21 protein-coding genes are annotated in these 18624 nt (G+C 68.3%); 12 read left to right on the top strand and 9 right to left on the bottom strand.

Translation table 11 applies throughout. The features are described from left to right. Positions 1–36: 36 nt before the first annotated feature. From ACWEMY_RS14240 to ACWEMY_RS14225, 4 genes are all read left to right on the top strand, one after another. Complete coding sequence (locus tag ACWEMY_RS14240; RefSeq protein WP_452390367.1) at positions 37–1086, top strand: acyl-CoA dehydrogenase family protein; 1050 nt, start codon at positions 37–39, stop codon at positions 1084–1086. A gap of 114 nt (positions 1087–1200) precedes the next feature. Then, positions 1201–1653: a MarR family winged helix-turn-helix transcriptional regulator gene (locus tag ACWEMY_RS14235; RefSeq protein ID WP_375933304.1), complete on the top strand. Its 453-nt coding sequence runs from the start codon at positions 1201–1203 to the stop codon at positions 1651–1653. An 18-nt stretch (positions 1654–1671) separates the two neighbouring features. After that, on the top strand, positions 1672–2925 hold the full coding sequence (locus tag ACWEMY_RS14230; RefSeq protein WP_452390366.1) for an MFS transporter: 1254 nt from the start codon (positions 1672–1674) through the stop codon (positions 2923–2925). 229 nt (positions 2926–3154) lie between these two features. After that, positions 3155–3904: a DUF427 domain-containing protein gene (locus ACWEMY_RS14225; RefSeq protein WP_452390365.1), complete on the top strand. Its 750-nt coding sequence runs from the start codon at positions 3155–3157 to the stop codon at positions 3902–3904. Here the strand turns inward: ACWEMY_RS14225 and ACWEMY_RS14220 are convergent, their stop codons facing one another. Both ACWEMY_RS14220 and ACWEMY_RS14215 read right to left on the bottom strand, forming a co-directional pair. Beyond that, entirely contained in the window at positions 3905–4177 is a 273-nt protein-coding gene (locus ACWEMY_RS14220) for a hypothetical protein (protein ID WP_452390364.1), read from the bottom strand. Between the two features lie 119 nt (positions 4178–4296). Beyond that, positions 4297–5472, bottom strand: coding sequence for a Rieske 2Fe-2S domain-containing protein (locus ACWEMY_RS14215; RefSeq protein WP_375933284.1), 1176 nt, complete (start codon positions 5470–5472; stop codon positions 4297–4299). A 194-nt stretch (positions 5473–5666) separates the two neighbouring features. Between ACWEMY_RS14215 and hsaA the strand changes: the two genes are divergently transcribed. The 4 genes from hsaA to hsaB are packed head-to-tail and all read left to right on the top strand — an operon-like array spanning position 5667 to position 9177. Continuing rightward, positions 5667–6830: a 3-hydroxy-9,10-secoandrosta-1,3,5(10)-triene-9,17-dione monooxygenase oxygenase subunit gene (hsaA, locus tag ACWEMY_RS14210; RefSeq protein WP_452390363.1), complete on the top strand. Its 1164-nt coding sequence runs from the start codon at positions 5667–5669 to the stop codon at positions 6828–6830. A 3-nt stretch (positions 6831–6833) separates the two neighbouring features. Further along, the gene (hsaD, locus tag ACWEMY_RS14205) at positions 6834–7703 is read left to right on the top strand and encodes a 4,5:9,10-diseco-3-hydroxy-5,9,17-trioxoandrosta-1(10),2-diene-4-oate hydrolase (RefSeq protein ID WP_452390362.1); all 870 of its coding nucleotides are present in this window, start codon (positions 6834–6836) and stop codon (positions 7701–7703) included. Continuing rightward, on the top strand, positions 7700–8605 hold the full coding sequence (hsaC, locus tag ACWEMY_RS14200; RefSeq protein WP_375935654.1) for an iron-dependent extradiol dioxygenase HsaC: 906 nt from the start codon (positions 7700–7702) through the stop codon (positions 8603–8605). Before hsaD ends, hsaC begins: the two co-directional genes overlap by 4 nt. After that, the gene (gene hsaB, locus ACWEMY_RS14195; RefSeq protein ID WP_375933276.1) at positions 8602–9177 is read left to right on the top strand and encodes a 3-hydroxy-9,10-secoandrosta-1,3,5(10)-triene-9,17-dione monooxygenase reductase subunit; all 576 of its coding nucleotides are present in this window, start codon (positions 8602–8604) and stop codon (positions 9175–9177) included. The genes hsaC and hsaB overlap by 4 nt, the downstream gene beginning before the upstream one ends. A 54-nt stretch (positions 9178–9231) precedes the next feature. On the opposite strand, the gene ACWEMY_RS14190 is transcribed toward hsaB, so the two are convergent. After that, positions 9232–10314: a saccharopine dehydrogenase NADP-binding domain-containing protein gene (locus tag ACWEMY_RS14190; protein ID WP_452390361.1), complete on the bottom strand. Its 1083-nt coding sequence runs from the start codon at positions 10312–10314 to the stop codon at positions 9232–9234. 38 nt (positions 10315–10352) lie between these two features. On the opposite strand from ACWEMY_RS14190, the gene ACWEMY_RS14185 reads away from it, so the two are divergent. After that, the gene (locus ACWEMY_RS14185; protein WP_452390360.1) at positions 10353–10946 is read left to right on the top strand and encodes a TetR/AcrR family transcriptional regulator; all 594 of its coding nucleotides are present in this window, start codon (positions 10353–10355) and stop codon (positions 10944–10946) included. Positions 10947–11000: 54 nt separating this feature from the next. After that, complete coding sequence (locus ACWEMY_RS14180) at positions 11001–11570, top strand: YdeI/OmpD-associated family protein (protein ID WP_452390359.1); 570 nt, start codon at positions 11001–11003, stop codon at positions 11568–11570. Here the strand turns inward: ACWEMY_RS14180 and ACWEMY_RS14175 are convergent. The 6 genes from ACWEMY_RS14175 to ACWEMY_RS14150 form a co-directional block, all read right to left on the bottom strand. Beyond that, positions 11557–12378 (bottom strand): GNAT family N-acetyltransferase, encoded by an 822-nt coding sequence (locus ACWEMY_RS14175; RefSeq protein WP_452390392.1) that lies wholly within the window; start codon positions 12376–12378, stop codon positions 11557–11559. The genes ACWEMY_RS14180 and ACWEMY_RS14175 overlap by 14 nt on opposite strands. Positions 12379–12441: 63 nt before the next feature. Further along, the gene (locus tag ACWEMY_RS14170; RefSeq protein WP_452390358.1) at positions 12442–12735 is read right to left on the bottom strand and encodes a helix-turn-helix domain-containing protein; all 294 of its coding nucleotides are present in this window, start codon (positions 12733–12735) and stop codon (positions 12442–12444) included. Beyond that, complete coding sequence (locus ACWEMY_RS14165) at positions 12722–13045, bottom strand: type II toxin-antitoxin system RelE/ParE family toxin (RefSeq protein WP_452390357.1); 324 nt, start codon at positions 13043–13045, stop codon at positions 12722–12724. Before ACWEMY_RS14165 ends, ACWEMY_RS14170 begins: the two co-directional genes overlap by 14 nt. Positions 13046–13130: 85 nt before the next feature. Then, the gene (gene dmpG, locus ACWEMY_RS14160) at positions 13131–14177 is read right to left on the bottom strand and encodes a 4-hydroxy-2-oxovalerate aldolase (RefSeq protein ID WP_452390356.1); all 1047 of its coding nucleotides are present in this window, start codon (positions 14175–14177) and stop codon (positions 13131–13133) included. 12 nt (positions 14178–14189) lie between these two features. Further along, the gene (locus ACWEMY_RS14155) at positions 14190–15095 is read right to left on the bottom strand and encodes an acetaldehyde dehydrogenase (acetylating) (RefSeq protein ID WP_375933259.1); all 906 of its coding nucleotides are present in this window, start codon (positions 15093–15095) and stop codon (positions 14190–14192) included. 23 nt (positions 15096–15118) lie between these two features. Continuing rightward, complete coding sequence (locus ACWEMY_RS14150) at positions 15119–15904, bottom strand: 2-keto-4-pentenoate hydratase (protein ID WP_452390355.1); 786 nt, start codon at positions 15902–15904, stop codon at positions 15119–15121. A gap of 129 nt (positions 15905–16033) precedes the next feature. Here ACWEMY_RS14150 and kstD point away from each other — a divergent pair, with 129 nt between their 5' ends. Together kstD and ACWEMY_RS14140 are read left to right on the top strand one after the other, a co-directional pair. Next, the gene (gene kstD / locus ACWEMY_RS14145) at positions 16034–17722 is read left to right on the top strand and encodes a 3-oxosteroid 1-dehydrogenase (RefSeq protein ID WP_375933253.1); all 1689 of its coding nucleotides are present in this window, start codon (positions 16034–16036) and stop codon (positions 17720–17722) included. Between the two features lie 10 nt (positions 17723–17732). Next, positions 17733–18593, top strand: a complete 861-nt coding sequence (locus ACWEMY_RS14140; RefSeq protein ID WP_452390354.1) for a MaoC/PaaZ C-terminal domain-containing protein — start codon at positions 17733–17735, stop codon at positions 18591–18593. Positions 18594–18624: the final 31 nt, after the last annotated feature.

The raw sequence follows: 18624 nt of genomic DNA, 5'->3' as shown, positions 1-18624 counted from the left end.
CAACGGTGCCGATCCCTGACCATCGCGAGGAGTCCCATGTCGTCGAATGAACTCATCGAATTCCGTGATTCGGTGCGCGCCCTGCTGGACAAGCACGCGAACTCCGCCGCCCTGCGCACCGCCATCGACACCGATCTCGGCTACGACCCGAAGCTGTGGGCGATGCTGTGCGAGCAGGTCGGCGTCGCCGCGCTGGCCGTCCCCGAGGAGTGGGGCGGCGCGGGGGCCGGGCTGGTCGAATCACTGATGGTGGTGGGCGAATTGGGCCGGGTACTCGGGTCGGTGCCGATGCTCGGGTCGGCGGTGCTCGGCGTGCAGGCCATCCTCCTCGCCGAGGACGACCGGGCCGGCGCGCGACTCCTCCCCGACCTTGCCGACGGATCGCGCACAGCCGCACTGTGCTGGGCCGACGCCGAGGGATGGGATCATCCGGGCGTCACCGCCACCGACGGAAAGCTCCATGGCACAGCGCATTACGTGCTGCACGGCGCTCAGGCCGACCTGCTGCTGGTACTCACCGACGCGGGACTGTTCGAGACCACCGTTGACGCGTCCGGCGTCACCGTCACCCCGACGCCCGCGCTCGACCCCACCCGCCGACTCGCCACCATCACCTTCAGCGGCACCCCCGCCACCCGCATCGGCAGCGGCGACCCGGCGGCCCTGCGTGCCCGGCTGCGCGATATCGCCTGGGCCGCCCTCGCGGCCGAGCAGGTCGGCGCGGCGCGCCGGTGTCTGGAACTGACCGTCGACTACACCGCCTCGCGCGTGCAGTTCGGTCGTCCCATCGGCAGTTTCCAGGCCCTCAAGCACCGCATGGCCGACATGTACGTGCTGGTGGAGTCAGCGGATTCGGCCGCGCAGGCCGCCGTGCAGGCGGTCGCCGAGAACGCGCCGTCGGCCGCCGAGGACGTCTGGGTCGCCCGCGAGCACTGCACCGAGACCTTCTCCACCGTGGCTGCTGAGACCATCCAGCTGCACGGCGGCATCGCCATCACCTGGGAGCACGACGCGCACCTCTACTTCAAGCGCGCCCACGCCACGAGCGAACTCTTCGGCACCGGCAAACGCCCGACAGCCGCCTGACCGCGCCGCGAAAGCCCTGGCTGCCCGCCCGCAGCCAGGGCTTTCCGCTGTCGTGCGCCATCTCACCGCTACACCCCTCGATTTAGATAGTTAGCTTATGTAATAATGTGAGGCGTGCAGCAGAACGAGCAGCCCTCCGCAGACGACATCGTGGTCGACCTGTTGGTCACTGCCGGTCGGCTCACCCGGTTGGCCGGGGCGATCAGCGAGGACGAGGTGCCCCGGGCGGTCCTGCGGGCCCTCGCCGTGCTCGACGAGCACGGGGGAATCCGCGTCAGCGAATTCGCCCGGATCGATCGATGTTCACAACCGGCGGCAACGGCGCTGCTGGGACGACTCGTCACCGACGGACTCGCCACCCGCACCAAGGACCCGCACGATTCGCGGGCGGTGCTGGTGGAGCTCACCCCGGCCGGCCGGACCCGCCTGGCCACCGCGCGGCGCGCCTTCGCCGCCGCCATGGCACCCGGACTCGCCGACTTCCCGCTGGATCGGCTGATCCGGCTCGACACCGACATGAACGACCTGCTGACAGCCCTGCGCGCGGTTGCCCGCGGTCGACAGTGAAGCAACCAGGAGCTCTGTATGAGTAGCAGCCCCGTGTTGACTCGCGACGACAACGCCGCGGCCACCACCCCGTCGACCGGGCAGCCCAAGGCTGTCTGGGCCGTCGCCTTCGCCAGCGTGATCGCGTTCATGGGCATCGGCCTGGTCGACCCCATTCTCAAGCCGATCGGCGAACAACTGCACGCGAGCCCGTCGCAGGTTTCGCTGTTGTTCACCAGCTATATGGCCGTCACCGGCGTCGCGATGCTGATCACCGGTGTCATTTCCAGCCGGTTCGGAGCGAAGAAGACGCTGCTGTCGGGTCTTGCGATCATCGTGGTGTTCGCGGCGCTGGCGGGGATGTCGTCCACGATCGGCGAGATCATCGGCTTCCGCGCGGGCTGGGGTCTGGGCAACGCGCTGTTCATCGCGACGGCGCTGGCCACCATCGTCGGCGCGGCCACCGGCGGCGTCGCCAAGGCGATCATCCTCTACGAGGCCGCGCTCGGCATCGGCATCGCGACCGGACCGCTGCTGGGCGGGCTGCTCGGCGGCATCAGCTGGCGCGGACCGTTCTTCGGCGTGTCGGTGCTGATGGCCATCGCCTTCATCGCCATCGTCGTGCTCCTGCCCGACATGCCCAAGCCCGCCAAGCCGACCTCGATCACCGCACCCTTCAAGGCGCTGCGCCACCGCGGGCTGCTCACCGTCAGCATCACCGCGCTGCTCTACAACTTCGGCTTCTTCACCTTGCTCGCCTACACCCCGTTCCCGCTGGACATGGGCACCTACGCGATCGGCTTCATCTTCTGCGGCTGGGGCATCCTGCTCGCCCTGGCCTCGGTCTTCCTGGCCCCGAAACTCCAGGCCCGCTTCGGCACCCTGCCGATGATGGCGCTGTCACTGGGCCTGTTCGCCGCCGATCTGGCCGTCATGGCCCTGTTCACCGAACACAAGATCGTGCTGATCGTCGGTGTCGTCATCGCCGGCCTGTTCCTCGGCGTGAACAACACCCTGATCACCGAGGCCGTCATGATCTCGGCCCCCGTCGAACGCTCCACCGCCTCCGCCGCCTACAGCTTCGTCCGCTTCGCCGGCGGCGCGGCCGCCCCCTGGGTAGCGGGCAAGCTCGGCGAACACAGCATCTCCCTCCCCTTCTGGCTGGGCGCCACCTTCACCGCCGCCGCCGTAGCCGTCCTACTCCTCGGCCGCTCCGCCCTCTCCCACATCGACGCCCACGACCCCGCACCCCACAGCGTGGAAGAAGCCCAAGCCCTCACCGTCGCCGACTGACCCGCAGCGCAGCCGAGCTTTCACCGCTCGGCTGCGCTGTCCACGAAGGCCACTGCGCCATACTCGTATTCCGCTTGCCTGATCGCAGAAGCGACATCGTCGTGATAGGTGTCGGTGATGCAGCCGTCGAACCGGCTCCCGATGCCTATGTGTGGGGGCAGTAGGTCCGCCCCTCGGGGGACGCGCCGCGAGCGGCGGGACCGGTGATCGCGGGCGTACCGTCGAGAAGGTGACTGATACCCAGCGGTGGCGGGGGCGGATTGCGGGGAGTTCCAAGCGGGTGCGGGTGTATCTGCGGGGGCGGTTGGTGGGTGATACTTTGCGGCCGTTGTTGGTGTGGGAGGTTCCGTACTATCCGACGTATTACGTGCCGTTGGTCGATATCTGTGCGGATCTGGAGCCGAACGGGGGTAGTGAGCATCATGACGGGCGGGGTACCGCTACGGGGTACGACGTGGTCGTGGATGGGTTGCGGGCCGAGGGGGCGGCGGTGCGGTATGCGGATTCGCCGTATCCGGATCTGAAAGACGCTGTGCGGCTGGAGTTCGGCGCGTTCGACTGGTTCGAGGAGGACGAGCCGATCTTCGTGCATCCGCGTGATCCGTATTCGCGGGTCGATATTCTCGCCAGTTCGCGGAATGTGCGGGTGGAGGTCGACGGGGTGACCGTGGCCGATTCCTCTTCGCCGCGGATTCTGTACGAAACCGGGCTGCCCGCACGGTATTACCTGCCGCTGCCCGATGTGCGGATGGATCTGCTGACGCCCTCCGACACCCACAGCAGCTGCCCGTACAAGGGGACCGCCGACTACTGGCATGTGGAGGTGGAGGGCGCCGAGCATCGCGACATCGTGTGGATCTACCGGACGCCGCTGCCGGAGAGCCAGAAGATCGCGGGGCTGGCCTGCTTCTACAACGAGAAGGTCGACATCTTCGTCGACGGGGTGTTGCAGGAGCGGCCGGACACACCGTTCAGCTGATCACTCGGGGATCTCGAGCACGCCCTCGTCGACCGCCCATTTGATGGACTTCTCCAGCGACGGGCACGATTCCGGCCTGCCGGGACGGGCGCCGTGCGCGCTGAGCTGGGCGAAGACGGGGCAGTGCGTGTCGGGTCGTTCGGTCCACTGCACCGAGGTCTGGTGCGCGCTGGATTTGCGCACCAAGACCTGGGCCTGGCAGGCCTGACACCGCAGCGGTGTCAGGCCGTTGTCCAGGTAATGCTGCTTGTCGACTGTGGTCTGGGCACGCACCGCCGCTTGCCGCGCGGGCTGATCGGCGAAGTCGGGCGCTTTGGCCCAGGTCGGTGAAATCGACGCGCGGTGCGTCGAATCCGGTGCACGATGCGGACTGCCAGACCCCGGGGACATACCTACACGCCCGCCTCTTCGGACTCGGCCTTGCGGCGCAGGTTCTCCGCCACCTCGGCCTCCCAGGCCTGGTTGGCCTTGGTGGTGTCGACCTCGAACTCGAAGCGCTGGGTCATCTTCTCGGTGACGTCGGCGGCATCGACATAGAACTGCTCGTACCAGCGGCGCAGCTGATAGACCGGGCCGTCCTCCTCGCACAGCAGCGGATTCTCGACCTTGGACTTGTGCTTCCAGATCTCCACGTCCTGCAGGAAGCCGTCGCCGAAGAACTCGGTCATCGAGGCGGCCAGCTTCTCTGCGGTGGCGTCGTCGATGCCCTTGGGCTTCTCCACGGCCAGGCCGTACTGCAGCACGAAGGCGTCCTGGCTGACCGGGTAGTGGCAGTTGATCAGCACGACCTTGATCTCGTATCCGCCGTAGATGTTGATCAGCGGATTGACCATGTACGACGGCCCGAAGTACGAGGCCTCCGACTTCAGCAGCGTCTCGCCGCCGTACTTGGCGGCCATGCCGATGTCGGGGCGGCCCTTGGTCTCGAGGAACTGCGTGGCCACATGCCCTTCGAAGACGTTCTTGAAGTACGTCGGGAAGGCATAGTGGATGTAGAAGAAGTGCGCCATGTCCACGACGTTGTCGATGATCTCGCGGCAGTTGGAGCCCTCGATGTGCATCGTGTTCCAGGTCCACGGCGTCCAGCCGCTGTCATGAACCTCGCTGGGGTTGCCCTCGGTGTCGGTGTAGGGGCCCTCGATGTGCGGGATCGTGACGTCGGCGGGCGGCTCGTTGCCCTCGTGGTCGTGCCAGATGAACAGCTGACCGTTACGTTCGAGCGTGGTCCACTTCCTGGTGCGGGCCAGCGGCGGAACGCGGCGCGCGTACGGAATCGAGGTGCACTTGCCGCTGGCGCCCCAGCGCCAGTCGTGGAACGGGCAGGCGATGTCGTCGCCCTTGACCGTGCCCATGCTCAGGTCGCCGCCCATGTGCCTGCAGTAGGCGTCGAGCACGCGGATCTCGTCGTTGGTGTCGGTCCACACCACGAGCTTGGTGCCGAAGATCTCGATCGCGTGCGGCTTGCCGTCGCGGTAGGTCTTCGCGAGACCGACACAGTGCCAGCCGCGCGCGAACCTGGTCGGCGTGGTGCCGACGTCGAGTTCCCTCACCTTGGGGTTGACTGCCATCCCGAACCCTCCTTGTTCACTAGAACACGTTACAAAATGAGGGCGCTTCACGCCAGTTGTCCAGCGAACTTCGCTCCACGCCCCTGTTATATCCGAGGTAGGGCCATCTTCTCGACAGAAATGAGAACCTGTTCTAATCTCAGAGTCGAACAAGAACCGGTTGTCGATCCGACAAGGCAGGAGCGGGCTCCGAAATGACGCAAGAAGTGACCGAACGGGTCGAGGCACTGCTGCCGACACTGCGTGAACGCGCGCAGGAGGCCGAGGACCTGCGCCGCATTCCCGAGGAATCCATGAAGGCGCTGCAGGAGACCGGCTTCTTCCGGCTGCTCCAGCCCACCCAGTGGGGCGGGCACGCCGCCGACCCGGTCGTCTTCTACGACACCGTGCGCCGCATCGCCAGCGCCTGCGGGTCCACCGGCTGGGTGGCGGGCATCATCGGCGTGCACAACTGGCACCTCGCGCTGTTCGATCAGCAGGCCCAGCAGGACGTCTGGGGCGAGGACACCGACGTGCGGATCTCCTCCTCCTACGCCCCGATGGGCGCCGGTCAGGCGGTCGAGGGCGGCTACATCGTGCGCGGCTCGTGGGCCTGGTCCTCGGGCTCGGATCACGCCACCTGGGCGGTGCTGGGCGGTCCGGTGATCAAGAACGGCAAGCCGGTCGACTTCGGCTCGTTCCTCATCCCGCGCTCGGATTACCGCATCGACGACGTGTGGAATGTCGTCGGCCTGCGCGGCACCGGTTCCAACACCGTGGTGGTCGAGGACATCTTCGTCCCCACCCATCGCTTTCTGAGCTTCCGCGCGATGAGCGAGGGCCGCGCGCCCGGCCTCGCGCAGAACCCCGACGCGGTCTACAAGATGCCGTGGGGCACCATCCACCCCACCACCATCTCCGCGCCGATCGTCGGCATGGGCTACGGCGCCTACGAGGCGCACGTCGAGCACCAGGGCAAGCGCGTGCGCGCGGCCTACGCCGGCGAGAACGCCAAGGACGACCCGTTCGCCAAGGTCCGCGTGGCCGAGGCGGCCAGCGATATCGACGCCGCCTGGCGGCAGCTCTCGGGCAATGTGGCCGAGGAGTACGCACTGTTGCAGGCGGGTCAGGAAGTGCCCTTCGACCTGCGCGTGCGCGCCCGCCGCGACCAGGTGCGCGCCACCGGCCGGGTGATCGCCTCGATCGACAAGCTCTTCGAGTCCTCCGGTGCCACCGCCCTGGCCAACGGCACCCCGCTGCAGCGTTTCTGGCGTGACGCGCACGCCGGGCGTGTGCACGCGGCCAACGATCCCGAGCGCGCCTACGTCATGTACGGCACGCACGAGTTCGGTCTGCCCGTCACCGACGCCATGGTGTAGCCGATGACCCAGACCGCTGAACTCACCTACGAATCGACCTCCCGGTTCGCGCAGGTCACCCCCGACCTGAAGCTGCACTATCACGAGGCGGGCGTCGGCAACGGCCCCACGATCGTGCTGCTGCACGGCGGCGGGCCCGGCGCCTCGGCGTGGTCGAACTTCGCCCGCAACATCCCGGTGCTGGCGCAGCACTATCACGTGATCGCGCCCGACCAGCCCGGCTACGGCAAGTCCGACAAGCCGGTGGACCACCCGCAGTACTTCGTGCACAGCTCGAACGCGCTGCTGGCCCTGCTCGATCACCTCGACATCACCGAGCGCGTGCACCTGCTCGGCAATTCCCTCGGCGGCGGCGCCTCGGTGCGTTTCGCCCTGGATCACCCCACCCGCGCGGGCAAACTCGTGCTGATGGGTCCCGGCGGGCTGAGCACCAACCTGTTCGCGCCCGACCCGACCGAGGGCGTCAAGCTGCTCTCGAAGTTCACCTACGAACCGACCAGGGACAACCTGGAGAAGTTCCTGCGGATCATGGTGTTCGATCAGTCGCTGGTCACCGAGGAGCTCATCGACGAGCGCTTCGCCCTGGCCAACACCCCCGAGTCGCTGGCGGCCATGAAGGCGATGGGCAAGTCCTTCGCCAGTGCCGACTTCGAGAAGGGCATGCTGTGGCGTGACGCCTACAAACTGCGTCAGCCGGTGCTGCTCATCTGGGGCCGGGAAGACCGGGTGAACCCGCTCGACGGCGCGCTCGTGGCCACCAAGGTGATCCCGCGCGTGCAGCTGCACGTGTTCGGCGGCTGCGGGCACTGGGCGCAGCTGGAGAAGTTCGACGAGTTCAACCGGCTCACCATCGATTTCCTCGGAGACAAGTGATGAGTATCCGCGCACTCGGCTACATGCGCATCGAGGCCACCGACATGGCGGCCTGGCGCGAATACGGCCTCAAGGTCCTCGGCATGATGGAGGGCACCGGACCGAACCCCGACGCCCTCTACCTGCGCATGGACGATTTCGCCGCCCGCCTGGTGATCGTGCCCGGCGAGCGCGACCGGCTGCTCGTCTCGGGCTGGGAGGTCGCCGACGCCCGCGGACTCCAGCAGCTGCGCGAGACCCTCGACAAGGCCGGGGTCTCCTTCACCGAGGGCACCAAGGAAGAACTCGACGAGCGGCGCGTCGAGGGCATGATCCGGTTCCAGGACCCCTCCGACAACACCCTCGAGGCGTTCTACGGCGCGCAGTACCTGGGCCGCCGCTTCGTGAGCCCGTACGGCCACAAGTTCGTCACGGCCGAACAGGGGCTGGGTCACGTGGTGCTCACCTGCACCGACGACGCCGCCGCCCAGGCGTTCTACCAGGACATCCTCGGTTTCCGGTTGCGCGACTCCATGCGGCTGCCCCCGCAGATGGTGGGTCGTCCCGCCGACGGCGACCCCGCCTGGCTGCGCTTCTACGGCTGCAACCCGCGTCATCACGCGCTGGCGTTCCTGCCGCTGCCCAACCCCACCGGCATCGTGCACCTCATGGTCGAGGTGGAGAACTCCGACGACGTCGGCCTCTGCCTCGACCGCGCGCTGCGCAAGAAGGTGAAGATGTCGGCCACGCTCGGGCGGCACATCAACGACAAGATGCTGTCGTTCTACATGAAGACGCCCGGCGGGTTCGACATCGAATTCGGCTGTGAGGGACTGGAAGTCGACGACCACGACTGGATCGCCCGCGAATCCACCGCGGTGAGCCTGTGGGGTCACGACTTCAGCGTCGGGTTCCGGCCATGACCGAACAGACCCCGGCGATCGACGGCCGGCAATTCCGTAATGTGCTGGGGCAGTTCTGCACCGGCATCACCGTGATCACCGCGCTCGACCCCGACGGTGCCCCGATCGGTTTCGCCTGCCAGTCCTTCGCCGCGCTGTCGCTCGATCCGCCGCTGGTGCTGTTCTGCCCGACCAAGGGCTCGCGGTCCTGGGCGGCGATCGAGGCGGCGGGCCGGTTCTGTGTGAACGTGCTGGCCGAGGAGCAGCAGCCGACCTGCGCGCGCTTCGGCTCCCGCGAGACCGACAAGTTCGCCGGAGTCGACTGGCGCACTTCCGAATTCGGGGTGCCGGTGCTGGCCGACTCGCTGGCCACCATCGAGTGCACGGTCGATTCCGTGGTCGACGGCGGTGACCATTACATCGTCATCGGCCGGGTCCACGCACTGGCCGAATCGGAGACCACCGGTGGGCGGCCGCTGCTGTTCTACCGGGGTCAGTACACCGGCATCGAGCCGGACAAGACCACGCCCGCACCGTGGCGCGCGGATCTGGATCACTTCCTCACCACCACCAGTCTCGACACCTGGTTGTGAATGTCGCTGCCGCCCCGCTCATCACGCGATGAGCGGGGCGGTTCGCATGTGCACTCAGCGTGCGGCGACCAGCGCGGTGAGCAGCGTCGCGGACAGTGCCGCGGCATTGGTCTCGGGTCCGTCCCAGTCGCGGGTGGTGACCGTCATCGCCGCGGGGTCCGGTGCGCCGATGCAGTGCCGCGCGAACGCGGCGAAGAAGCGGTCCGGGTCGAGCAGGGTCTCGGGGGCGTGGACACCCGGCCTCGGCTCCTCGGCCAGGAGCAGGGCGCCGACGGCGAGTGGTACGCCGGTGTTCTCGGCCATGGACAGGCCGGGGACCTGGGACAGCGCGGTGGCCACCGTCGCGGGTGAGTCGTGACGCAGGCCGGTCGCGATCGCGAACAGCGGCGGGAGGCCACCTGCCGCGACGAGGGTGGCCGGGTCGGCGGGGAGCAGGTGTTCGGCGCGGGCGGCGAGGCGGGCGGCGAGGCGGGCGGCGCGGGCGAGGGTCAGCAGGCGGCGGTCGATGGCCCAGCGCAGGGCCTGGAGGGCGGTCGTGGTCGTCCGGTCGCCGACGACCACCGAGGTGGCGGCGCGGAGGCCGGGGAAGGCCAGCGGCAAGGTGATGGCCTCCGGGTGGCCGAAGCTGCGGCCCTCGCCGGTGCCGAGTCCGGGATAGTCGAGGCGGAAGCGTTCCAGCGCGGGGCGTTCGGTGCGGGGCCCGGCCCGGGTGACCGGAATGTCGCCGCTGATCTGGCGCATGCCGTGGACCACAGCCGCGGTCGGTCCGGCTGCCCGCCCAGCGCGCTGCCCGGCTGCCTCGGTGGCGGGTTCGGTATGGGCCGAGTGGATGTTCCAGCCGGTGACCACCTCATCGACCCGGTCGAGTGCGGCGGCCGCGCGCACCGCGAGCAGATTGGCGACGCCGGGGCTGGCCCCCATGCCGAGTAGCGCGGTGACGCCGGCGGCCTTCGCCCGTGCGTCCAGTTCCAGCATCTCGATGGTGGGCTGTGGGTCGTCGCAGATGTCGATGTAGTCGCAGCCCGCGGCGATGGCGGCGGCCAGGATCGGCGGGCCGAAACGGAAGTACGGGCCGACGGTGTTCACAACGAGATCGGCCGCGCGCAGGGCCGAGTCCAGCGCCGGACCGTCGGTCACATCCAGACCCAGGGCCTCGACGCCCAGTTCCGCGGCGAATGCCCTGGCCGCCGCCTCATCCCCGCCCGAGCAAGGCCAAGGAGCGGATCGCCGAGATCCTGCGGGCGGCGCGTTCGGTGGTGGCCGCGGAGGGTTTCTCCGCGACGACGCTGTCGCGGGTGGCCACGGCGGCGGGCGTGCAGCGCACCCTGGTCCTGCACTATTTCGGCAATCGCGACGGGCTCATGCAGGCGTTCATCACCGATGCGGTGGCGGCCTACGGCGATGCGATGCTGCGGCTGGGTGCCGACGAGCCGATCGAGCGGCGGGTGAGGCTCATGTTCGAGCCGGGCGCGTACGAGAGTCGCGACGATCTGGTGGTGTGGTGCGAGCTGGTCGCGCTCTCGGCCAGGGAAAGCGTTGTGCGCGAACGTCTTCGAGAGCTCTGGAGCGAGCGGTGGCTGCCCGGGCTCGAGCAGCAGCTCGCCGTCGCCTATCCGGCCGCGTCACCGGACCAGGTGGCCACCACGGCGTACGCCCTGGCCTGCCTGTTCGAGGCGCACTGGGCATTCCACCTGCAAGGTGTGGACAGTCCGGAGCGCACCGCTCAGGCGCAGCGGGCCGCGCGAACCCTCCTCACCGCACTGGCCTAGATCGCCGGTAAAACTGCTCATTCGGTGAGCACTTTGTGGAGCAGGATGGTTCTCATGAACCGGATCGAATTCCTCACCTGCGCCGACGCCGACGAATGGGATGCCTGGCTGGCGGCCAATCACGCGACCGTGAACGAGGTCTGGGTCCGCATCGCCAAGAAGGGCGCCCCCGAACCCTCGGTGACGATCACCGAAACCCTCGACGGCGCCCTCTGCTACGGCTGGATCGACAGTCACCGCCGCCGCCTCGACGACCACCACTACCTCCAGCGCTACTCGCCCCGGCGCGCCCGCAGCCCGTGGTCGCAGGTCAATGTGGCCAAGACCGAGGCGCTCATCGCCGCGGGCCGGATGCGGCCTGCCGGTCTCGCCACCATCGAGGAGGCCGTCGCCGACGGCCGCTGGTCCCGCGCCTACGAACGCCAGAGCACGGCCGATACCCCCGCCGACCTGCTCACCGCCCTCGCAGCGCATCCCACAGCCCACACCGCCTACGCCGCCCTCGGCCGCTCCGACCGGTACCGACTGTTCCTGCCGGTCCTCAAAGCGACGAGTCCCACCGCCCGGGCGAGCCGAATCGCCCAGGTCGTCGAGGCACTCACAGCCTCGGTCAGACCTCTTTGACCAGCACCGCACGCGTGTAGAGCAGCGAGAATCCCCGACCCTGCGCATTCCGCTGGGAGGTGGACCCGGGCTGGGTGGTGATCACCGCCAGCTCACACCCCGCCGCTTCGGCCTCGGCCAGCCGCGCGGACAGCAGTGCCGTCTGCACGCCGCGCCGCCGATGCGCGGGCAATGTCGCCGCCCCCGCGAGCGCCGCCACCCCGCCCCCGGTCCGCATACTCGCCCCACCGGCGGGCACACCATCGCGAAACGCGAGATACCGACGAGTGTTGTTGGTGGAAGCCATATCCCGCATCACTGCCGCGATCGCCTCGCGCGGAAACTCCTCGTGCGAAGCGACACCCTCGTCATCGGCCTGCGCGAACCCCTCCACCACCACATCCAGCCACGTCCCCATCTCCGCACCCTCGTCCCTGCGCACCTCCACCCCGCCCGGCGCCACCCAACTCCGCCCACCGAGCTCCACCCCGAGCACATCCTCGAACGACACCAACCGATACCCCCGCCCGGTCAGCTCCGCCCCGATCCGCGGATCCGCCAGATGCGCCAACTCCACCTGCACCGGCACCCCCACCGCCGCATACGCCCGCTCGACTTCCTCCCACTCCCCCACCGAAGGCACCCCACCGAACCCCACCCCCACCACCTTGTTCAACGGCGACCCCACCCCCGCGAAACAAGCAGCCCCACCCCCGAACCCCCGCACAAACCGCGCCCCCTCCCGCCCCGCGGCCACCTCCGCCGCCCCGGCAATAGCCGCAGCCTCCAACCCCTCGACCCGAGCCGCCAACTCCACCCCACAGAACAATGTCCCGACAGATTCGCCCATGAGCCAGTTATAAACACCCTGTCCAGCGAGTTTCGTAGGGAATCAGGCGACGCGCGGGCGCACCTGTACGACCAGGTCCGCATCGAGGGCGCGAGCCAGCCGCTCGAGCACCGGCAGACTGGGAACGGTCCCACCGGCTTCGAACCGCGCGACCGCCGACTGCGTCATATCCGCCGCGGCCGCGAGTGTGGACTGACTCCAGCCACGATCTTCCCGCATCCCGCGAATGGTTCGACCCAGCTCGAACGCCAGCCGCGCGGCATCATAGGCCTCAGCGGCCCCCGGCTCCTTCATCCGCTGATCTCGCAGGTCATCCCACCCGCTACGCTCTGCCATCGCCATCCTCCTCCAGCACATGCCGCTCGGCTTCGCATCGACGCATCGCACCGCGCGCTCGAGCGACCTCACGCCGCTCGACCATCCGCGTCTTGACGAAGACCGTCAACAGAACGATCTTGCGCCCCGACGCTATCCAGTACGTGACACGCACGGCTTCCGATCCCAGATAGAAACGAAGCTCTCGCAACTTCCTGTCGAGTTGCCGCGTGTACGGCTCGCCCAGCAACGGCCCGTTGTCCTGAAGCAGGTCGAACGCTACCCCAACCCATAGCGTTGATGCTATAGACGTGCACGAGTTGTCATGCATGAATCGAATAAGTCGCTTCGGACGCGGGTGCGCGAACGGCGTGGCCCGGGGGTGCCGGGTCACGCCGTTCGGTTGAGGTGGTGGGTCAGGCTTTGGTGGATTCGCGTTGGAGTTCGAGGGCGATGTCGATGAGTTGGTCTTCCTGGCCGCCGACGAGTTTGCGTTGGCCTGCGCGGACGAGCATTTCGGCGGCGGAGACGCCGTAGCGTTCGGCCTGGCGTTCGGCGTGGCGCAGGAAGCTGGAGTAGACGCCGGCGTAGCCCATCATGAGGGCCTGGCGGTCGAGGAGGCATTCGGTGGGCATGGCGGGGCGGACGACGTCTTCGGCGGCGTCGGTGACGGCGAAGAAGTCGACGCCGGTCTTGATGCCGAGTTTGTCGCAGACGCCGATGAAGGCTTCGACCGGCAGGTTGCCCGCGCCGGCACCGAAACGGCGGGCGGAGCCGTCGATCTGGGTGGCGCCCGCGCGCACGGCGTAGACGGAGTTGGCGACGGCGAGGCCGAGGTTCTCGTGGCCGTGGAAGCCGACCTGGGCGTCGTCGCCGAGCTCGGCGACCAGCGCTGAGACGCGGTCGGAGACCTGCTCGAGCACGAGGGCGCCCGCGGAATCGACGACGTAGACGCACTGGCAACCCGCGTCGGCCATGATGCGGGCCTGCTTCGCCAGCTTCTCCGGGGTGGTGGAGTGGGCCATCATGAGGAACCCGACGGTCTCCAGGCCGAGTTCGCGCGCCAGGCCGAAATGCTGGATGGAGACATCGGCCTCGGTGCAGTGGGTGGCGATGCGGCAGATGGAGGCGCCGTTGTCCTGGGAGATCTTGATGTCTTCCTTGACCCCGACACCCGGCAGCATCAGGAAGGCGATCTTGGCCTGCCTGGCGGTCTCGGCGGCGGCCTTGATGAGTTCCTGCTCAGGGGTTTTCGAGAATCCGTAGTTGAACGAGGAGCCGCCGAGGCCGTCGCCGTGGGTCACCTCGATGACGGGCACACCCGAACTGTCCAGGGCAGCGACGATATTACGCACCTCGTCGACGGTGAACTGGTGGCGCTTGTGGTGCGAGCCGTCACGCAGCGAGGTGTCGGTGACGCGGACGTCGAGTTCACCCGAGAAGGGCTTCAGGATATTGCTCATGGTCGAATCTCCTTACACCCGAGCCGAGATGATCTGGTCGGCCAGCACATCGCCCACGCGGGTCGCGGCGGCGGTCATGATGTCGAGGTTGCCCGCGTACGGCGGTAGGAAGTCGCCCGCGCCCTCGACCTCGACGAAGATCGAGACCTTCGCCATGCCACCGGAGATCACCGAGGGATCGTCGAACTGCGGGTCGTTGAGCAGGCGGTAGCCGGGCACGTACTCCTGGATCGACTTCTCCATGCCGAAGATGCTCTCGGCGATGGCGTCCCGGTCGGCGTCCTCGGGGATGGCACAGAAGATGGTGTCGCGCATGATCATCGGCGGTTCGGCGGGGTTCAGGATGATGATGGCCTTGCCGCGCTGCGCGCCACCGATGGTCTCCACACCCTTGGAGGTGGTCTTGGTGAACTCGTCGATATTGGCGCGCGTGCCCGGCCCGGCCGACACCGAGGACACCGACGCCACGATCTCGGCGTAGGCGACCGGCACGACGCGGGACACGGCCGCCACCATGGGGATCGTGGCCTGACCACCGCAGGTGATCATGTTGACGTTCGGGGCGTCGCGCAGCGAGTCCAGGTTCACCGGCGGGATCACCGCGGGGCCGACCGCGGCCGGGGTGAGGTCGACCGAACGGATTCCCGCGGCCTCGTATTTCGGCGCGTAGGCGCGGTGCACATAGGCGGAGGTGGCCTCGAACAGCAGGTCCGGCTTCTCGTCGAGGGCCAGCAGCCAGTCGGCGCCCTCGGCGGAGGTTTCCAGACCCAGCCCGCGCGCCCGCTTCAGCCCCTCCGACTCCGGGTCGATGCCGATCATCCAGCGCGGCTCGATCTTGTCCGAGCGCAGCAGCTTGTACAGCAGATCGGTGCTGATATTGCCGGACCCCACGATCGCGGCGGTGACTTTGCTGGTCACGGTGTACTCCTAGGAAAGTCTGGTCAGCTGAAACGCAAACGGACAGAACCGAGTCCGGTGAACTCGGCGAGGAAGTCGTCACCGGGACGGGCGTCGATGGCGCGGGTGCAGGAACCGGGCAGCACGATGTCGCCGGCCTTCAACCGCACCCCGAAGCTCGCGACCTTGCGGGCCAGCCAGGCGACCGCGATCAGCGGATCACCGAGCACCGCGTCGGAGCGGCCCTCGGCCACGACCTCGCCGTTGCGGGTGAGCACGGCGTCGATGGCGGTGATGTCGATGTCGCCGGGCGCGACGCGTTCGCGGCCGAGCACGAAACCGGCCGAGGAGGCGTTGTCGGAGATGGTGTCGGCCAGGCCGATCTTCCAGTCCTCGATGCGCGAATCGATCAGCTCGATCGCGGGGGCGAAGGCGACGGTCGCGGCGAGCACGTCGGCCTCGGTGCAGTCGGCGCCGGGCAGGTCGGCGCCGAGCACGAAACCGACCTCGACCTCGACGCGCGGCAGCAGGTACTTCGAAGTGTCGACGGGGACGTCCTCGAAGACCTCCATCTCACCGAGCAGGTGCCCGTAGTCGGGCTCGTCGACGCCCATCATCTGCTGCATGGCCTTGGACGACAGGCCGACCTTGTGGCCGACGACCTTGGCGCCGGACTTGAGCCGGCGTTGGATATTGAGCAGCTGGATCTCGTAGGCGTCGACGACGTCGATCTCGGGGAACCGGCCGACCAGCGGCGAGACGGCGACCCGCTCGTCCTCGGCACGGGCCAGTTCGTCGGCGAGTCGGGTTCGTACCGCGTCGGGCAGCACGCGGACCTCCTTGGCAGCACGGGCGGAAGCTTGTGGACTTGAAAACTGTAACCGGTTTCCCGGACAACCATCAGCCCTTCTTCCAGACAACATAGCGGAAATAGGGTCTCATTCTATAACGTGTTCTACATGAGTGAGGAATATGATGTGGTGGTCGTGGGTAGCGGCGCCGCTGGGATGACCGCCGCCCTCGCCGCGGCTCACAAGGGACTGAGCGTCGTGCTGCTGGAGAAGGCCGCGCACTACGGCGGGTCCACGGCCCGATCCGGCGGTGGCGTCTGGATTCCGGGCAACAAGGCGCTGAAAGCCTCGGGCCGTCCCGACGACCGCGACGACGCGCGGACCTACCTGCACAGCATCATCGGCGATGCGGTGCCCGCCGAGAAGATCGACACCTACCTCGATCGCGGTGCCGAGGCCTTCGACTTCGTCCTCGACCACACGCCGCTGAAGATGAAGTGGGTTCCCGGCTATTCCGACTACTACCCGGAGGCGCCGGGCGGGCTGGGCGAGGGCCGCTCGTGCGAGCCGACACCGTTCAACGGCAAGGTCCTGGGCGCCGAGCTGGCCAATCTGGAGCCGCCCTATGCCAAGGCGCCGCTGAACGTGGTCGTCATGCAGGCCGACTTCGTGCGGCTCAACCTGATCAAGCGTCATCCCAAGGGCATGATGCGGGCCATGCGGGTCGGCGCGCGCACCTACTGGGCCAAGGCCACCGGCAAGCACCTGCTGGGGATGGGTCAGGCGATCATCGCCGCCATGCGCAAGGGCCTGCTCGACGCGGGTGTTCCGGTGCTGCTCGACACCCCGCTCACCGATCTGGTGGTCACCGACGGCCGGGTCACCGGCGTGCAGGCCACCGTCGACGGGAAGCCGACGACCTTCACCGCCCGCTACGGCGTGGTGCTGGGCACCGGCGGTTTCGAGCACAACGCCGACATGCGGGCCAAGTACCAGCGTCAGCCGATAACCACTGAGTGGACAACCGGTGCCGCGGCCAACACCGGCGATGGCATCGTCGCGGGTATGGCAGCGGGTGGCACGGTGGATCTCATGGAGGACGCGTGGTGGGGTCCGACGATCTTCAAGGGCGGCAAGCCCTGGTTCGCGCTGGCCGAGCGCAATCTGCCGGGCACCATCATGGTCAACGACCGGGGTGAGCGCTTCGGCAACGAGTCCGCGCCCTATGTCGAGGCGGTGCACACCATGTACGGCGGCGAGTACGGGCAGGGGCCGGGGCCCGGCGCGAACATCCCGGCCTGGCTGGTGTTCGACCAGCGCTACCGCAACCGCTACATCTTCGCCGGGTTGCAGCCGGGGCAGCGTTTCCCGTCGCGCTGGCTGGAGAACGACTACATCGTCAAGGCCGACAGCATCGCCGAGCTGGCCGAACGCATCGGTGTGCCCGCCGACAGCCTCACCACCACGGTCGAACGGTTCAACGGCTTCGCCATCACCGGCAAGGACGTGGACTTCGGCCGCGGCAACAGCCACTACGACCGCTACTACGGCGATCCCACCGTCAAGCCCAATCCGTGCCTGGCCGAGATCTCGCAGGGCCCGTTCTACGCGGCCAAGATCGTGCCGGGCGACCTGGGCACCAAGGGTGGCCTGGTCACCGACACCTCCGGACGCGTGCTGCGCGAGGACGATTCGGTGATCGAGGGCCTCTACGCCTCGGGCAACACCAGCGCGCCCGTGATGGGCCACACCTACGCGGGCCCCGGCGCCACCATCGGTCCCGCGATCACCTTCGCCTACCTCGCGGTGCTCGATATCGCCGCCGCCAAGGCGGCCGCGGCCGCCCCGACCTCCTAGGAGTCAGTCGATGCCGATCGATCTGCAGACCGCGCTCGGCGCGGAGCTGCCCGCCAGGGAGTTCAGCTGGACCTCCACCGACGTGCAGCTCTACCACCTGGGCCTGGGCGCGGGCGCGCGCTACACCGAGCCCGCCGAACTGCGCTACCTCACCGACGGCACCCCACAGGTGCTGCCCACCTTCGCCACCGTCGCGCCCACCCTGGGCGAGACCGATCCGCCGCGGGTGAGTTTCCCCGGCATCGAGATCGACCTGGCCAAGGTGGTGCACGGGCATCAGGAAATCGAGGTGCACCGGCCGATCCCCGCCACGGGCAAGGCGACCAGCACCGGCCGGATCAGCGAGATCTGGGACAAGGGCGCCAACGCGGTGATCGTGCAGGAACACACCGTGACCGGCTCCGACGGCGCGCCGCTGTGGACGGCGCGCTCGTCGATCTTCGCCAGGGGCGAGGGCGGTTTCGGTGGCGAGCGTGGACCGGGCGCCAAGACCGCGCTGCCGGAACGCGCACCCGACGCGGAGCTGCTGACGCCGACGCTGCCACAACAGGCCCTGCTCTACCGGCTCTGCGGTGACCGCAATCCGCTGCACTCGGACCCCGAATTCGCCAAGGGCGCCGGGTTTCCCGCACCGATCCTGCACGGGCTCTGCACCTACGGCACGGTCTGCAAGGCCATCACCGACGCGCTGCTCGACAGCGACGCGGCGCGGGTGGCCGGTTTCCGCGCCAAGTTCGCCGGCGTGCTCTATCCCGGCGAGACGCTGCGCATCAAGGTCTGGCGCGAGGACGATCAGCTCATCGGAGTGGTCACCGTCGCCGAACGCGACGACGCGCCCGTGCTGAGCGACGTCGCCCTGCGCATCGCCTGAGCCGAACACCCCGGTGGCGGTGCGGGATTCG

The sequence above is a fragment of the Nocardia sp. NPDC004415 genome (assembly GCF_053602435.1).
The sequence above is the reverse complement of the archived record's forward strand: the minus strand, read 5'-3'. Positions and strand labels throughout refer to the sequence as shown.